This is a genomic window from Neisseria polysaccharea (assembly GCF_963392925.1).
GTDB lineage: Bacteria > Pseudomonadota > Gammaproteobacteria > Burkholderiales > Neisseriaceae > Neisseria > Neisseria polysaccharea.
On sequence record NZ_CAUJNZ010000014.1, the window covers coordinates 14,722 to 29,942 of the forward strand.

General features: G+C 51.0%; 13 protein-coding genes, 5 tRNA genes and 2 pseudogenes. 7 read left to right on the plus strand and 13 right to left on the minus strand.

Going from position 1 to position 15,221, the window contains the following annotated elements:
- Positions 1-42 precede the first annotated feature (42 nt).
- Positions 43-606, plus strand: a pseudogene (locus RDY34_RS08760) (ABC transporter six-transmembrane domain-containing protein); the annotation flags it as partial.
- A 50-nt stretch (positions 607-656) separates the two neighbouring features.
- Here RDY34_RS08760 and sohB read toward each other — a convergent pair.
- From sohB to RDY34_RS08810, 10 genes and pseudogenes are all read right to left on the minus strand, one after another.
- Positions 657-1,709 carry a protease SohB gene (gene sohB / locus RDY34_RS08765; protein WP_308073766.1) on the minus strand — a complete coding sequence of 351 codons (1,053 nt, stop codon included), beginning with the start codon at positions 1,707-1,709 and terminating at the stop codon, positions 657-659.
- A gap of 103 nt (positions 1,710-1,812) precedes the next feature.
- A tRNA-Leu gene (locus tag RDY34_RS08770) sits at positions 1,813-1,902 on the minus strand.
- Positions 1,903-2,004: 102 nt separating this feature from the next.
- A tRNA-Cys gene (locus RDY34_RS08775) sits at positions 2,005-2,078 on the minus strand.
- A gap of 24 nt (positions 2,079-2,102) precedes the next feature.
- Positions 2,103-2,178 (minus strand) — tRNA-Gly (locus tag RDY34_RS08780).
- Positions 2,179-2,203: 25 nt separating this feature from the next.
- Positions 2,204-2,279: transfer RNA gene (locus RDY34_RS08785), tRNA-Gly, on the minus strand.
- 21 nt (positions 2,280-2,300) lie between these two features.
- Positions 2,301-2,376: transfer RNA gene (locus RDY34_RS08790), tRNA-Gly, on the minus strand.
- 80 nt (positions 2,377-2,456) lie between these two features.
- The gene (pgsA, locus tag RDY34_RS08795) at positions 2,457-3,020 is read right to left on the minus strand and encodes a CDP-diacylglycerol--glycerol-3-phosphate 3-phosphatidyltransferase (protein ID WP_025456682.1); all 564 of its coding nucleotides are present in this window, start codon (positions 3,018-3,020) and stop codon (positions 2,457-2,459) included.
- Between the two features lie 105 nt (positions 3,021-3,125).
- A complete protein-coding gene (locus tag RDY34_RS08800) occupies positions 3,126-3,548 on the minus strand; it encodes a hypothetical protein (RefSeq protein ID WP_025456681.1) in 423 nt (140 codons plus the stop codon).
- Between the two features lie 39 nt (positions 3,549-3,587).
- A pseudogene (locus RDY34_RS08805) lies at positions 3,588-3,698 on the minus strand (IS5/IS1182 family transposase); the annotation flags it as partial.
- A 132-nt stretch (positions 3,699-3,830) separates the two neighbouring features.
- Positions 3,831-4,166: a carboxymuconolactone decarboxylase family protein gene (locus RDY34_RS08810; protein WP_002212800.1), complete on the minus strand. Its 336-nt coding sequence runs from the start codon at positions 4,164-4,166 to the stop codon at positions 3,831-3,833.
- 128 nt (positions 4,167-4,294) lie between these two features.
- Here RDY34_RS08810 and mtrA point away from each other — a divergent pair, with 128 nt between their 5' ends.
- Positions 4,295-5,200 carry an efflux transporter MtrCDE transcriptional activator MtrA gene (gene mtrA, locus RDY34_RS08815; RefSeq protein WP_003750690.1) on the plus strand — a complete coding sequence of 302 codons (906 nt, stop codon included), beginning with the start codon at positions 4,295-4,297 and terminating at the stop codon, positions 5,198-5,200.
- Positions 5,201-5,261: 61 nt separating this feature from the next.
- Here the strand turns inward: mtrA and RDY34_RS08820 are convergent, their stop codons facing one another.
- Complete coding sequence (locus tag RDY34_RS08820) at positions 5,262-5,750, minus strand: hypothetical protein (protein WP_025456680.1); 489 nt, start codon at positions 5,748-5,750, stop codon at positions 5,262-5,264.
- A gap of 146 nt (positions 5,751-5,896) precedes the next feature.
- On the opposite strand from RDY34_RS08820, the gene RDY34_RS08825 reads away from it, so the two are divergent.
- Positions 5,897-6,799, plus strand: coding sequence for a DMT family transporter (locus RDY34_RS08825; protein ID WP_308184538.1), 903 nt, complete (start codon positions 5,897-5,899; stop codon positions 6,797-6,799).
- A gap of 40 nt (positions 6,800-6,839) precedes the next feature.
- Here RDY34_RS08825 and RDY34_RS08830 read toward each other — a convergent pair whose 3' ends face one another.
- Positions 6,840-7,970 carry a polyamine ABC transporter substrate-binding protein gene (locus tag RDY34_RS08830; RefSeq protein WP_308184539.1) on the minus strand — a complete coding sequence of 377 codons (1,131 nt, stop codon included), beginning with the start codon at positions 7,968-7,970 and terminating at the stop codon, positions 6,840-6,842.
- Positions 7,971-8,173: 203 nt separating this feature from the next.
- Between RDY34_RS08830 and alaS the strand changes: the two genes are divergently transcribed.
- From alaS to tehA, 4 genes are all read left to right on the plus strand, one after another.
- A complete protein-coding gene (gene alaS / locus RDY34_RS08835; RefSeq protein WP_308074810.1) occupies positions 8,174-10,795 on the plus strand; it encodes an alanine--tRNA ligase in 2,622 nt (873 codons plus the stop codon).
- 199 nt (positions 10,796-10,994) lie between these two features.
- Positions 10,995-11,993, plus strand: a complete 999-nt coding sequence (locus tag RDY34_RS08840) for an adenine-specific methyltransferase EcoRI family protein (protein ID WP_003750678.1) — start codon at positions 10,995-10,997, stop codon at positions 11,991-11,993.
- A gap of 2 nt (positions 11,994-11,995) precedes the next feature.
- Positions 11,996-13,120 carry an HNH endonuclease family protein gene (locus tag RDY34_RS08845; RefSeq protein ID WP_025456677.1) on the plus strand — a complete coding sequence of 375 codons (1,125 nt, stop codon included), beginning with the start codon at positions 11,996-11,998 and terminating at the stop codon, positions 13,118-13,120.
- A 289-nt stretch (positions 13,121-13,409) separates the two neighbouring features.
- Positions 13,410-14,354: a dicarboxylate transporter/tellurite-resistance protein TehA gene (tehA, locus tag RDY34_RS08850; protein ID WP_003750675.1), complete on the plus strand. Its 945-nt coding sequence runs from the start codon at positions 13,410-13,412 to the stop codon at positions 14,352-14,354.
- A gap of 72 nt (positions 14,355-14,426) precedes the next feature.
- On the opposite strand, the gene RDY34_RS08855 is transcribed toward tehA, so the two are convergent.
- Entirely contained in the window at positions 14,427-15,110 is a 684-nt protein-coding gene (locus RDY34_RS08855; RefSeq protein WP_013448665.1) for a 2,3-diphosphoglycerate-dependent phosphoglycerate mutase, read from the minus strand.
- Positions 15,111-15,221 lie beyond the last annotated feature (111 nt).

Below are 15,221 nucleotides of genomic sequence, written 5' to 3' on the forward strand. Positions count from 1 at the left end.
TCTGCGGCTTCGTCGCCTTGTCCTGATTTTTGTTAATCCACTATAACTACGCGGGTTGCCCTGTCGCGTGAGTTTGTCAGCTTTTTGGAAGAACACCTGCCGATTGCCGCGACATCCGTCGTATCCATATTCGGCGCGTGCATCATGCTGCTGGTGCTGGAATTTTGGGTCGGCGTGTCGGCAGTGTGCATACTTGCGTTGTTTTTATGGCTTTTGCCACGTTTTGCCGCCATCAGCGAAAACCTGTATTTCCGCCTGAACAACAGCTTGGAACGCGACAACCACTTTATCCGAAAAGGCGACCGGCGGCAGCTGTACCGCCATTACGGACTGCTTGCGCGCCTGCGTGTGCTGATTTCCAACCGCGAAGCCTTCGGCTATCTCTGCGTCGGCGCGGCGATGAGTATTTTATTCGGCTTTGCTTTTGTGATGATGACGCTCAAAGGCTACGGCAGCGCGGGGCATGTCTATTCGGTCAGCACTTATCTGTGGATGTTTGCCATGAGTTTGGACGACATGCCGCGATTGGTCGAACAATATTCCAATTTGAAAGACATCGGACAACGGATAGAGTGGTCGGAACGGAACATCAAAGCCGGAACTTGAAAAATGCCGTCTGAACACGCTTCAGACGGCATTTCCATCCGTTCGGCAAACTACATCACATCCGCCCGCCGGTTGACAAGTTTGGCAAACAACTTTTCAACAGAAGCTTCCGCCTGCAAACCAATGCGCTGGATCAGACTTTGCTTCTCCTGATATTTCACTTCGATAATCTGCTTGTTTTCAAACGCTTTCAACAACAAATCATCACTGGTCGAAATCTCGTCAATCAAGTTCAACGCCAACGCCTGCCGACCGAACCAATGTTCGCCCGTCGCTATTTTTTCAATATCCAACCCGGGGCGGTTTTCACTGACAAACTGCTTGAACAACTGATGCGTTTCCTCCAGTTCCTGCCGGAATTTCTGTTTGCCCTTTTCCGTATTTTCACCCATAAAGGTAACCGTGCGCTTAAATTCGCCCGCCGTCATCACATCCACATCGATATCATGTTTTTTCAACAGGCGGTGGATATTCGGCACTTCCGCCACCACACCCACCGAACCGACAATCGCAAACGGAGCGGAAACAATTTTATCCGCCACACACGCCATCATATAGCCGCCGCTTGCCGCCACCTTATCGACAGCAACAGTCAACGGAATATTACGTTCGCGCAAACGCCTAAGCTGCGAAGCCGCCAAACCGTAACCGTGAACCACGCCGCCCGGACTTTCCAATCTGAGCAGAACTTCATCTTCAGGCTTGGCAATCAAAAGCACCGCCGTAATCTCATGACGCAAGGATTCTACGGCGTGTGCATGCAAATCACCGTCAAAATCCAACACAAAAAGGCGGGATTTTTGCGTTTCGGCAGATTTCTCCCCACCCTCCTTCAAACGCTTTTTCTCTGCTTTGGCTTCCGCCTTTTCCTTTTTCTTTTCTTCTTTTTCCTGATGTTTTGCCTCTTCCCCGCTTAAAAAGAATGCTTCAAACGATTGCCGCTGTTTTTTATAATTTTCCGAAAAATCCGTCAGTACGACACTGCCGCTTTCCGACTGTTTCTTACTCTGTACGATAGCCAACACAATCAGCGCAATTGCGCCGAACACGGTAAGCAGTTCGAGCAGGAAAATACCGTAATTCAGTAAAATTTCTTTCCACATTGATTGGATTTCCTCTTGTTCAGGCATGAACATGTCAATATTGCCCATCCCCGTCCGACAGATAAAAAAATAACCGCTTGGAGCGGTATTGTTATTTTCAGCTTGGTGCCCGGAGCCGGAATCGAACCGGCACGGGATGTTTAGTCCCGACGGATTTTAAGTCCGTTGTGTCTACCTATTTCACCACCCGGGCATTTGTGAAAGGTGGAGGCGGGGGCGCGGATTTTAACCGGCCTATATGAAGATTGCACTCCTCATAGCATAAACACTCTGCCACCCCGCCATGGTACGATAATGGAGGCGAGAGTCGGAATCGAACCGGCGTAGACGGATTTGCAATCCGCTGCATAACCACTTTGCTATCTCGCCTAAAACTGGCTTAATCTAAAAACTTGGAGCGGGAAACGAGTCTCGAACTCGCGACCTCAACCTTGGCAAGGTTGCGCTCTACCAACTGAGCTATTCCCGCAATGATTGTGGGAGAATGAAATTTTTGGAGCGGGAAACGAGTCTCGAACTCGCGACCTCAACCTTGGCAAGGTTGCGCTCTACCAACTGAGCTATTCCCGCGCGTTCAAACATATCGGTTTTTGGAGCGGGAAACGAGTCTCGAACTCGCGACCTCAACCTTGGCAAGGTTGCGCTCTACCAACTGAGCTATTCCCGCCCTATATCATTCTCCGACATCGAAGAAGACGCAATTATTATGGATTCTGTTTTTACCGTCAAGCTATTTTTATGTTTTTTTCAGGCGATTTCTTTCCACGCCATTTTCAGGTAATACAACATCGACCAAACCGTCAGCAAAGATGCGATAAACATCAATATGTTGCCGATGAATGCGAGGTTAAATCCATAAAAATCGGGAAAATTCAGCAGCAGCAGGAAGATTGCCAGCATCTGCGCGGCGGTTTTGAATTTGCCGACGGTGGCGACGGCAACGCTGCTCCTCTTGCCCATTTGCGCCATCCATTCGCGCAATGCGGAAATAGTGATTTCCCTGCCGATGATGATCATGGCAAACAAAACATAGGTCCGATCGAGTTTGACCAGTAAAAGCAGCGATACGGCAACCATCAGCTTGTCGGCGACAGGGTCGAGGAATGCGCCGAAATCCGAGGTCTGTTTCCACAACCTTGCCAAAAATCCGTCAAACCAGTCGGTCAAGGCGGCAACGGCAAAAATGACGGCGGCGGCAACATTGACTGCTTCTTCCGAAAACCATGAGAAAGGCAGGTAAAAAAGGGCTGTCAGGACAGGAATGAGCAAGACCCTCAACCATGTGAGGAAGATGGGGAGATTCCAAGGCATCGGTTTTCTCTGTGCAGACTGTAAAGTTGTGATTATAGCGGTTATCCTCATAACCCAAAACGTAAAATTGCCGCATGAGCATTCCCCCGCCCCGCCAATCTGTTTTCACATTCTTTTCAAACGCAGGAAAATGGCGGGCAATAAAAGCAAAATACCCAGTTTCAGGCTGAAAACGGCAGGTTGTGCCAACACTTCGACAAGGCGGTCTTCCGTGTGGGCAAAATCTTTATTGCTATAAACACTACCGCTGTTGCGGTATTCCAACAGAACGCCGTTTAAAAAACCTTTGCCGACGGTTTCGCTTAAAACAATCTTAACCTGCCGCGCCCTGATGACTCTGCCGATATTGTCGCCTGTGCACAAATCGTCGAACCCATAGCAGGAAAGTCGGTAATGTTGCCTGTCTGAATTCAGTTCGATTGCCCGTCCGCTGCGGTTGGGTGCGGTAACGATCAATTCTGCATATTCGAATATTTTTTCTTGTTCGTGAAATGCCGTCAGATAAGGTGCAATAAAAACGGCGGACAACAGCAGGCAGCTTATGGCGGCAAACCATACCCAGCGATAATATAGTGGATTAAATTTAAACCAGTGCGGCGTTGCCTCGCCTTGCCGTACTATTTGTACTGTCTGCGGCTTCGTCGCCTTGTCCTGATTTAAATTTAATCCACTATATTTCACGCTTACCCCTTGTTTCTCAAATGCCGTCTGAAAAAACGGCTGCATATGTTGTCTGCAAAATATCGGGAAGCATAACAGACAAAATGCCGTCTGAAACATCTTCAGACGGCATTTTTTATCCGAAACGGATTATTTTTGCGTTTCAACCGCTTCCAATGCACGCAGGGCATAAGTGTAAGCGGCACCCGCATTCAGGGCAATGGCAGTTGCCAATGCACCTGCGATTTCGCTGTCGGTCGCACCGGCTTTGGCGGCGGCGGCAGCGTGAACACTGATGCAGCTCTCACAACGTGTGGTAATGGCAACGGCGATGGCAATCAGTTCGCGCGTTTTGGCATCTAATGCTTCGGCGGCGGCGGCCTGTTCCAATGCGCCGTAGGCCTGCAGCATTTTAGGATGCGCCTTACCCAGCTCGCCGAACGATTTTTTAACCAATGCGGTATGTTCTTTCCAATCTTTAAACATTTTCTTTTCCTTTCTCTTGCGTTTAACCCTGATACGCGCTTGCGTATCTGTTTTTGATGTGCGTATTATTGCAATTATTCAGTTGTGTTTCTCGTTTAATCATCTCATTTTATGGTTCAAAAAGATTTATGGACATTCTCGACAAACTGGTTGACCTGGCCCAACTGACGGGTAGTGTGGATGTACAGTGCCTTTTGGGCGGACAATGGTCGGTACGGCATGAAACCTTGCAGAGCGAAGGATTGGTACACATTGTTACATCGGGCAGCGGCTATCTCTGCATCGACGGTGAAACTTCCCCGCGTCCGGTCAGTACGGGGGATATTATATTTTTCCCGCGCGGCTTGGGACACCTGTTGAGCCACGACGGAAAATACGGAGAAAGTTTACAACCGGATATACGACAAAACGGCGCGTTCACGGTCAAACAGTGCGGCAACGGACAGGATATGAGCCTGTTTTGTGCCCGTTTCCGCTATGATACCCATGCAGATTTGATGAACGGGCTGCCGGAAACCGTTTTTCTGAACATTGCCCATCCGAGTTTGCAGTATGTGGTTTCAATGCTGCAACTGGAAAGCGAAAAACCTTTGACGGGGACGGCTTCCGTGGTCAACGCATTATCGTCCGTCCTGCTGGTGCTTATCCTGCGCGCCTATCTTGAACAGGAAAAAGATGCCCAACTGTCGGGCGTATTGAAAGGTTGGCAGGACAAACGTTTGGGACATTTGATCCAAAAAGTGATAGACAAACCGGAAGACGAATGGAATGTCAACAAAATGGTTGCCGCCGCCAATATGTCGCGCGCTCAGCTGATGCGCCGTTTCAAAAGCCGGGTCGGACTCAGCCCGCACGCCTTTGTGAACCATATCCGCCTGCAAAAAGGAGCATTGCTGCTGAAAAAAACCCCAGATTCGGTTTTGTCGGTCGCGCTGTCGGTGGGCTTTCAGTCGGAAACGCATTTCGGCAAGGCGTTCAAACGGCAATATCACGTTTCGCCGGGGCAATACCGGAAAGAAGGCGGGCAAAAATAAATCGGGGCTTCAAACGCAAATGCCGTCTGAAAAGGCTTTCAGACGGCATTTGCGTACCGCGTCATTTCAAGGGCTGCATCTTCATCACTTCCATCAAAAAGTTGGTAAATGCTGGATTATCGGGTTTGACATCCATATTTTTCCAACGCTGCTGCCAGCCGCGCAAGGCATTCTCGATATACAGCTTGGACTGCTCGGTATTGATTTCGCCGCGCTGGCTGTCTACCGCCGAACGCAGGTAGATTTCATACATACTGTCATCGACGGCATTGCGTCCGACTAGGCGTTTTCTGAAGTTGTTCAGATATTGCGCCGCCTGAACCTTGGTCATTTTGCCGATGTCCACCTGATAGCTCAGGCGCGTCGCCTCGTCGCGGATTTTGGAAACGTCCGTCCAATGCGAAGGGGCGAGGCGGAAACCTTTTGCAGACGCTTCCGCCGGAACGGTATTAATCGGCCTGACAGGAATTTCGGTCAGGGTGGGCACATAAACAGTTCCGCAGCCGGACAGGGCGACCACGATGGGGATAAGGGCAAGATATTTTTTCATACCCGCCATTATAAGCAGGTTTGCCCTGAAAAAACAAATTGTTCCGAAAAAACGGGGATTCGGCGGGATTGCGCGCGCCCGAAACCGCCGCCGCAAACCCTGCCGCAAGGTTTACAATTTGACCTTTTTATCGCGACAAATATTATATGGATACCGCAAAAAAAGACGTTTTGGGCTCCGGCTGGATGCTGGTGGCGGCGGCCTGCTTCACCGTTATGAACGTATTGATTAAAGAGGCATCGGCAAAATTTGCCCTCGGCAGCAGCGAATTGGTCTTTTGGCGTATGCTGTTTTCCGCACTCGCCCTTGGTTGTGCCGCCATATTGCGGCGCGACACCTTCCGCACGCCCCATTGGAAAAACCACTTAAACCGCAGTATGGTCGGGACCGGGGCGATGCTGCTGCTGTTTTACGCGGTAACGCACCTGCCATTGGCAACCGGCGTTACCCTAAGCTACACCTCGTCGATTTTTTTGGCAGTATTCTCCTTCCTGATTTTGAAAGAACGGATTTCCGTTTACACGCAGGCAGTCCTGCTCCTTGGTTTTGCCGGCGTGGTATTGCTGCTTAATCCCTCGTTCCGCAGCGGTCAGGAACCGGCGGCACTCGCCGGGCTGGCGGGCGGCGCGATGTCCGGCTGGGCGTATTTGAAAGTGCGCGAACTGTCTTTGGCGGGCGAACCGGGTTGGCGCGTCGTGTTTTACCTTTCCGCGACTGGCGTGGCGATGTCGTCGGTTTGGGCGACGCTGACCGGCTGGCATATGCTGTCTTGGCAGTCGGCGGTTTATCTGTCGGGCATCGGCGTGTCCGCGCTGATTGCCCAACTGTCGATGACGCGCGCCTACAAAGTCGGCGACAAATTTACGGTTGCCTCGCTCTCCTATATGACCGTCGTCTTTTCCGCCCTGTCTGCCGCATTTTTTCTGGGCGAACAGCTTTTTTGGCAGGAAATACTCGGTATGTGCATCATCATCCTCAGCGGCATTTTGAGCAGCATCCGCCCCATTGCCTTCAAACAGCGGCTGCAATCCCTGTTCCGCCAAAGATAAAAAATGCCGTCCGAACATCCTTCAGACGGCATATCAGGCTTTATTTCCCTGCCTTCACATCCTGCCACTGGCGTACCATAAACTTCAACGCCGCCGGCTGGATGGGAACCATAATAAAGCTGTTTTCCAAATCCCCGTCGCTCGGGAAAATCGTGTTGTCATCCCTAAACTCCTTATCCATCAGCTCACGCGCCGGCTTACTCGAAGGCGCATAAGTAACGAAATTGCCGTTCTTCGCCGACACTTCCGGGTCGAGGAAGTCGTTGATATATTTGTGCGCGTTGGCGACGTTTTTCGCATCTTTCGGAATCACGAACGAATCCACCCAAATCCCCACGCCCTCTTTGGGCATCATCACGCGGATTTTTTCCTTGCCGCCGGCTTCTTCGGCACGGCGTTTTGCGATGTTCAAATCGCCGCCAAAACCGATGGTTACACAAGTATCGCCGCGCGCCAAATCATCGATAAAGCCGGACGAAGTGAAGCGTTTGATATTGGGGCGGTTTTTCTTGAGCAGGGCGGTTGCCTCCCTGATGTCTTCGGTATTGCTGCTATTCGGGTTTTTACCTAAATAGTTCAACACCATAGGATAGATTTCCGCCGCGCTGTCCAAATAGCTGATGCCGCATTGCTTGAATTTGGACGTGTATTCGGGGTCGAACACCAAATCCCACTGATTGTCCGGCAGCTTGTCCGTACCCAAAGCCTTTTTCACACGTTCGGTATTGATGGCGAAAGTATTTGTCCCCCAATAAAACGGCACGGCGTATTCGTGGCCGGGATCGACACCGTCCATCAGCCTCATCATTTCGGGGTTAAGATGTTTATAATTGGGAATCAGCGACTTATCGATTTTCTGATAAGCCCCCGCCTTAATCTGCCTGCCCACAAACGCATTGGACGGCGCAACAATGTCGTAACCGGATTTGCCGGTCAGCACTTTGCTTTCCAGCGTTTCATCGCTGTCGTACACATCATAAGTAACCTTGATGCCGTTTTTCTTTTCAAAATCGGCAACGGTTTCCGGATCGACGTATTCCGACCAGTTGTAAATTTTCAATACGTTTTGGTTTTCCGCCGGTGCCGGTTTTTCGGCAGGCGGTTTGTCCGAACCGCCACATGCTGCAAGCAGCAAAGCAGTCAGGACGGCGAGTGGCAGATGTTTGGCCATTATCATTCCTTGCATATCAGGTTGGAGAAAGCGGCCATTATAGCCGATATTGGTAACAGGGCTTCAGACGGCATTCAAAATCCCGCAATGCCGTCTGAAAGCCGCCGTTTCCATAGCTAGAAACAGGGATTTGCGGTAAGATACCGCCGTTCGTTTTCCCTGCTTTTACCATGACAAGACATTTGAGAGACATTGAAAAAATTATGAAAACCTCCGAACTGCGCCAAAAATTCCTAAAATTTTTTGAAACCAAAGGCCACACCGTCGTCCGCTCTTCCAGCCTCGTGCCGCACGACGACCCGACCCTGCTGTTTACCAACGCGGGCATGAACCAGTTTAAAGACGTATTTTTAGGTTTCGACAAACGCCCGTACAGCCGTGCCACCACCGCGCAAAAATGCGTACGCGCAGGCGGCAAACACAACGACTTGGAAAACGTCGGCTACACCGCCCGCCACCACACCTTCTTTGAAATGATGGGCAACTTCTCCTTCGGCGACTACTTCAAGCGCGACGCGATCCACTTCGCTTGGGAGTTTCTCACTTCCCCCGAATGGCTCAATATCCCCAAAGACAAACTGTTGGCGACCGTTTACGCAGAAGACGACGAAGCCTACAACATCTGGTTGAACGAAATCGGTATGCCGTCTGAACGCATCGTCCGCATCGGCGACAACAAAGGCGCGAAATACGCGTCCGACAACTTCTGGCAAATGGGCGATACCGGCCCTTGCGGTCCTTGCTCCGAAATTTTCTACGACCACGGCGAAGAAATCTGGGGCGGCATTCCCGGCAGCCCTGAAGAAGACGGCGACCGCTGGATCGAAATTTGGAACTGCGTATTCATGCAGTTCAACCGCGACGAACAAGGCAATATGAATCCGCTGCCCAAGCCTTCCGTTGATACCGGCATGGGCTTGGAACGCATGGCCGCCGTCATGCAGCATGTTCACAGCAACTACGAAATCGACTTGTTCCAAGACCTGCTCAAAGCCGTTGCCCGCGAAACCGGCGCAGCTTTCAGCATGGAAGAACCCAGCCTGAAAGTCATCGCCGACCACATCCGCTCCTGCTCATTCCTGATTGCAGACGGCGTCTTGCCTTCCAACGAAGGCCGCGGCTACGTATTGCGCCGCATTATCCGCCGCGCCGTGCGCCACGGTTACAAACTGGGTCAAAGCAAACCGTTCTTCCACAAACTCGTTGCCGATTTGGTCAAAGAGATGGGCGATGCCTACCCTGAATTGAAAGAAAAACAAGCACAAATCGAAGAAGCATTGAAAAACGAAGAAAGCCGTTTTGCCCAAACTCTGGAAACCGGTATGGCTTTGTTGGAAAACGCGCTGGCCAAAGGCGGCAAAACACTCGGCGGCGAAATCATCTTCAAACTCTACGATACCTACGGCTTCCCATACGACCTGACTGCCGACATCTGCCGCGAACGCAATATCGAACCGGACGAAGCAGGCTTCGAACGCGAAATGGAAGCCCAACGCGCACGCGCACGCGCCGCACAAAGCTTCAAAGCCAACGCCCAACTGCCTTACGAAGGTCAGGACACCGAGTTTAAAGGTTATAGCGAACGCCAAACCGAATCCAAAGTCCTCGCCCTCTACAAAGACGGCGAGCAAGTCGACGAATTGAACGAAGGCGACAGCGGCGCAGTCGTCATCGACTTTACCCCGTTCTATGCAGAATCCGGCGGCCAAGTCGGCGACGTCGGCTATATCTTCTCAGGCGAAAACCGCTTTGAAGTACGCGATACCCAAAAAATCAAAGCAGCCGTATTCGGACAATTCGGCGTACAAACTTCAGGCCGTCTGAAAGTCGGCGACAGCGTTACCGCCAAAGTGGACGACGAAATCCGCAATGCCAATATGCGCAACCACAGCGCGACCCACCTGATGCACAAAGCCCTGCGCGATGTATTGGGCGGACACGTCGAACAAAAAGGCTCTTTGGTTACCGCCGAATCCACCCGTTTCGACATTTCCCATCCCCAAGCGGTAACTGCCGAAGAAATCGCCGAAGTAGAACGCCGAGTCAACGAAGCCATCTTGGCCAACGTTGCCGTCAACGCAGCCATTATGAGCATGGAAGATGCCCAAAAAACCGGCGCCATGATGCTCTTCGGCGAAAAATACGGCGACGAAGTGCGCGTACTGCAAATGGGCGGTTTCTCTACCGAATTGTGCGGCGGTACACACGTTTCACGCACCGGCGACATCGGCCTCTTCAAAATCATCAGCGAAGGCGGTATTGCCGCAGGCGTACGCCGTATCGAAGCCATCACCGGCCTGAACGCACTCAAATGGGCGCAAGAGCAAGAGCGTTTGGTGAAAGACATTATTGCCGAAACCAAAGCCCAAACCGAAAAAGACGTACTGGCGAAAATCCAAGCAGGCGCGGCACACGCCAAAGCATTGGAAAAAGAATTGGCACGCGCCAAAGCCGAACTCGCCGTCCACGCAGGCGCAAAACTCTTGGACGACGCAAAAGACTTGGGCGCGGCCAAACTCGTTGCCGCACAAATCGAAGCCGATGCCGCAGCCCTGCGCGAAATCGTTACCGATTTAACCGGTAAATCCGACAACGCCGTGATTCTTTTAGCGGCAGTAAACGACGGCAAAGTCTCCCTGTGCGCCGGCGTATCCAAAGCCCTGACCGGAAAAGTGAAAGCAGGCGACTTGGTCAAATTTGCAGCCGAACAAGTCGGCGGCAAAGGCGGCGGCCGTCCTGACTTGGCACAAGCCGGCGGCACAGATGCCGACAAATTGCCCGAAATGCTGGCAAGCGTGGAAGGTTGGGTTAAAGAGAAGCTGTAATGTAGAAAAATACAGGCTGCCTGAAAGTGGGTTTTCAGGCAGCCTGTTTGAATAAATTAAGACAAGGAAACATCATATGAACAGCAGACACAGATATAGCGGCTTGGCTTGGCTTGGCTTGGCTTGGCTTGGCTTGGCAATTATAACTTAAAAATCAGTAAAATATCAAACCTTTCTTGTATTTTTAAAGGGGTTTGATATGGCAGGCAACAAATCCCTTCACGCGGCAAACAAAGCCAAAAACGATGAGTTCTACACCCAGCTTTCCGACATCGAAAAAGAGTTGCGGCACTACAAACACCATTTCAAAGACAAAACTGTTTATTGCAACTGCGACGACCCGCGCGTCAGCAATTTCTTCCATTATTTTTCTTACAATTTCGAGCATCTCGGCCTGAAAAAGCTGATTGCCACCTGCTACAAAAACCAAAACAGCGACCTGTTCAGCCAAAACGACAGCGAACAGGCGGTTTGGCTGGAATATACAGGGGACAAAGACGGCAACGGCATTCCCACCCCCGAAGAAATAGCAGTCAAACCGCTGAAAGGCGATGGCGATTTCCGCAGCCAAGAATGTATTGAATTGCTGAAGCAAGCCGATATTGTCGTAACCAATCCGCCGTTTTCGCTGTTTCGAGAATATGTGGCACAGTTGGTTGAATATAGCAAGAAATTCATCATTATCGGCAATCAGAATGCCATTACCTATAAAGAGATTTTTCCCTTGCTAAAAGAAAATAAAATATGGCTTGGCAACCATAATGGTGATATGGCATTCCAAGTGCCTGATTATTATAAGCCAAAAGCAACACGCTATTGGCAGGATGAAACGGGACAAAAATGGCGAAGTATGGGAAATATCTGTTGGTTTACCAACTTGGATATAGCCAAACGCCATGAAGAACTGATTCTGTACCGAACCTACAACCCCGCCGATTATCCGCAATACGACAACTATGATGCCATCGAAGTATCCAAAGTTGCCGATATTCCCTACGATTACGATGGTGTGATGGGTGTGCCGATTACATTTTTGGATAAATACAATCCTGAGCAGTTTGATGTTTTGGGCGCAACAGAAAGTGAAGGAAAAGGATTCTCAAACGGATTGTGGGATGCAGAAAGCAAGGTGGCGCAACCTTTGATTAATGGCAAGAAGATATATAAACGTATATTCATCAGGCAAAAAGGGGAATGACCATGAAAATCCAAATGACCACTCTCACTATCCGCGAACTGACGGGCTACGACAGCGAAACCAAAAAAGCGGCGGGCTACACCGACAACAACGAAGACGGCGTGCGCGCTTATGAAGGAAAACTGGACGTTCGCCCGCCCTATCAGCGCGAGTTTGTCTATAAAGACAAACAGCGCGATGCCGTAATTGATACCGTATTGAAAGGATTTCCGCTCAATGTGATGTATTGGGCGGTGCGCGATGACGGCACGTTTGAAATCGTGGACGGGCAACAGCGCACTGTTTCCATCTGCCAATATGTGAACGGCGATTTTGCCTATATGATGCGCTACTTCCATAATTTGCAGGCAGACGAACAGGAGAAGATTTTAAATTACGAACTGACCATATACCAATGTGAAGGAACAGACAGCGAAAAGCTGGACTGGTTCAAAACCATCAATATTGCGGGTGAGAGGCTAACCAACCAAGAATTGCGCAACGCCGTGTATTCGGGCAACTGGGTAACGGATGCCAAACGCCATTTCAGCAAAACCAACTGCGCCGCCTACCAAATCGGAAAAGACTATTTGAACGGTACAGCCATCCGCCAAGACTATTTGGAAACCGCTATCGGATGGATTGCCAACCAAGACGGAGACGAAGCAGTCTGCAAATATATGGCGGTTCACCAACATGATAAGAATGCTGATGATTTATGGCTGTATTTCAAAAATGTGATTGAATGGGTAAACCTGAAATTTCCCGTCAAGCGCACCAAACTGATGAAAGGGCAGCCTTGGGGATTCCTATACAACCGTTTCAAAGATACCGATTTGGATAAAGATATATTGGAAGCGGAAATTGCCAAACTGATTGCCGACGACGATGTGGAAAACAAAAAAGGGATTTACCAATACGTTTTAACCCGCGATGAAAAGTATTTAAACATCCGTGCCTTTTCAGACAGCATCAAACAGAAGGTTTACGAAAAACAAGACGGCATTTGCCCACACTGCAAACAGAAATTTGAATTGTCGGAAATGGAAGGCGATCACATTACACCGTGGTGCGAAGGTGGGAAAACGATTGAAGAGAATTGCCAGATGTTGTGCCGGGACTGTAACCGCAGGAAGTCTGACAAATAGTTGCGTAGGATGGGCTTCAGCCCACCGTTTTCTTCATTTTCAGTCGTTGATTGGTGGGCTAAAGCCCACCCTACGGTTAATACGGTTACTGATTCGTTCCTCCCCTGCATCCGAATCACGCCGCACCACAAAAAACGTGCGCCCGATGCACAACCGCTTCCGACATCGGGCGCAATGAGACAAAACGGCAATATGCCGATACGGATACGTCATCCCCCGCCTGCCTGTTTTTTATATCATACTCAATTTTATCTGTGCGTTACGACGGCATGCCGTCTGAAGGGTGTTTATGTCTGCATCTAAGAAATTTCCGATTCCTTTGAGCTATTTCAGCATCGCGCTGGGCTTGTTTGCCTTGGGGCTGTCGTGGCGTTACGGCGCGTCTGTCGGGCTGCTGCCCGCCTTGGCCGCCGAATCGCTGCTTGCGGCGGCTTCGGTCGTCTGGCTCTTGCTGGTGACAGCATACCTGATCAAAATATTTGCGTACCGAAACGATTTTTTGTCTGATTTACGCGACTTGGTGCAATGCTGCTTCATCAGCGCGATTCCGATTACCGCTATGCTGGAGGGACTCGCGCTGAAGCCCTATCAGGCAGGCGCGGCGGCAGTCCTGATTTATGCCGGCGTTGCCGGACAGTTGGCGTTTTCGATGTATCGGGCGGCCGGTCTGTGGCGCGGCCTGCATTCCTTGGAGGCGACGACACCGATTATTTACCTTCCTACGGTGGCGACAAACTTTGTCAGCGCGTCATCTCTGGCGGCGTTGGGGCATCATGATTATGCGGCTTTGTTTTTCGGCGCGGGTATGTTTTCCTGGCTGAGTTTGGAAGCCTCCGTCTTGGGCAGGCTGCGTACGGCGGCACCGGTCGGTACGGCGGCGCGCGGCGTGGTCGGTATCCAGCTTGCGCCCGCCTTTGTCGGCTGCGGCGCGTATTTTGCCGTCGGCGGTAAAATCGACGGTTTTGCGTTGGCATTAATCGGCTACGGCTGCCTGCAGTTTTTGTTCTTGCTGCGCCTGACACGCTGGTTTTGGGAAGGCGGTTTTACGATGAGCTTTTGGGGATTTTCATTCGGTTTCGCAGCCATGGCGGGATGCGGCCTGCATCTGGCGGCTTCCGGCGTATTGTCGGGCTTGGGGCTGACGCTTGCCGCCGCCGGTTCGGCAGGCGTGGCGCTGCTGCTTGCCGGCACGCTGCATCGGATAGCGATGGGGCGTTTCTTGGTACGCGGCTGATGCGTTTTGCCGCCTTGTCAAAAATGCCGTCTGAAACGCCGGGCTTCAGACGGCATTTTTTATTTCACACCCTTACAGGTAGAATTTTTCGATGACTTTCAAATTGTCGTCCAATTTGTACACCAACGGCTGACCGGTCGGGATTTCCAAGCCCATGATGTCTTCGTCGGAAATGCCCTCGATGTGTTTTGCCAGCGCGCGCAGGGAGTTGCCGTGCGCCGCCACCAAGACGCGTTTGCCGCTCAAAATCGCGGGGGCGATTTGGTCTTCCCAAAACGGTAATACGCGCTCCAGCGTTACTTTCAGGTTTTCGCCGTCGGGGATAACATCGGCAGGCAGATGGGCATAGCGGCGGTCTTTGTGTGCTGAAAACGCGTCGTCTTTGTCCAAAAGCGGCGGCAGGGTGTCGTAGCTGCGCCGCCAGATGCGGACTTGCTCGTCGCCGTATTGTTCGGCGGTTTGTTTTTTGTCCAGACCTTGCAGTCGGCCGTAGTGGCGTTCGTTCAGCCGCCAGGTTTTGATTTGCGGCACGAACAGTTGGTCGGATTCTTCCAAAACGATGTTGCAGGTCTTAATCGCGCGGGTCAGGACGGATGTGAAGGCGATGTCGAACTCATAGCCTTTTTCTTTCAGTTTTTTACCGGCGGCGGCAGCCTCGGCAAGCCCCTGCTCGCTCAGTTTCACATCGCGCCAGCCTGTAAACAGGTTTTTCGCGTTCCATTCGCTTTGTCCGTGGCGGATAAATACCAGTTCCATATCGTCTCCAATGTGTAAAAGTGGGAAAGCCTTATTTATAACATATTTCCACATTACCCGTATTTGATTCAGATTCAGACACCCGCCCACTATGGTTTGCCGTTTTGATTT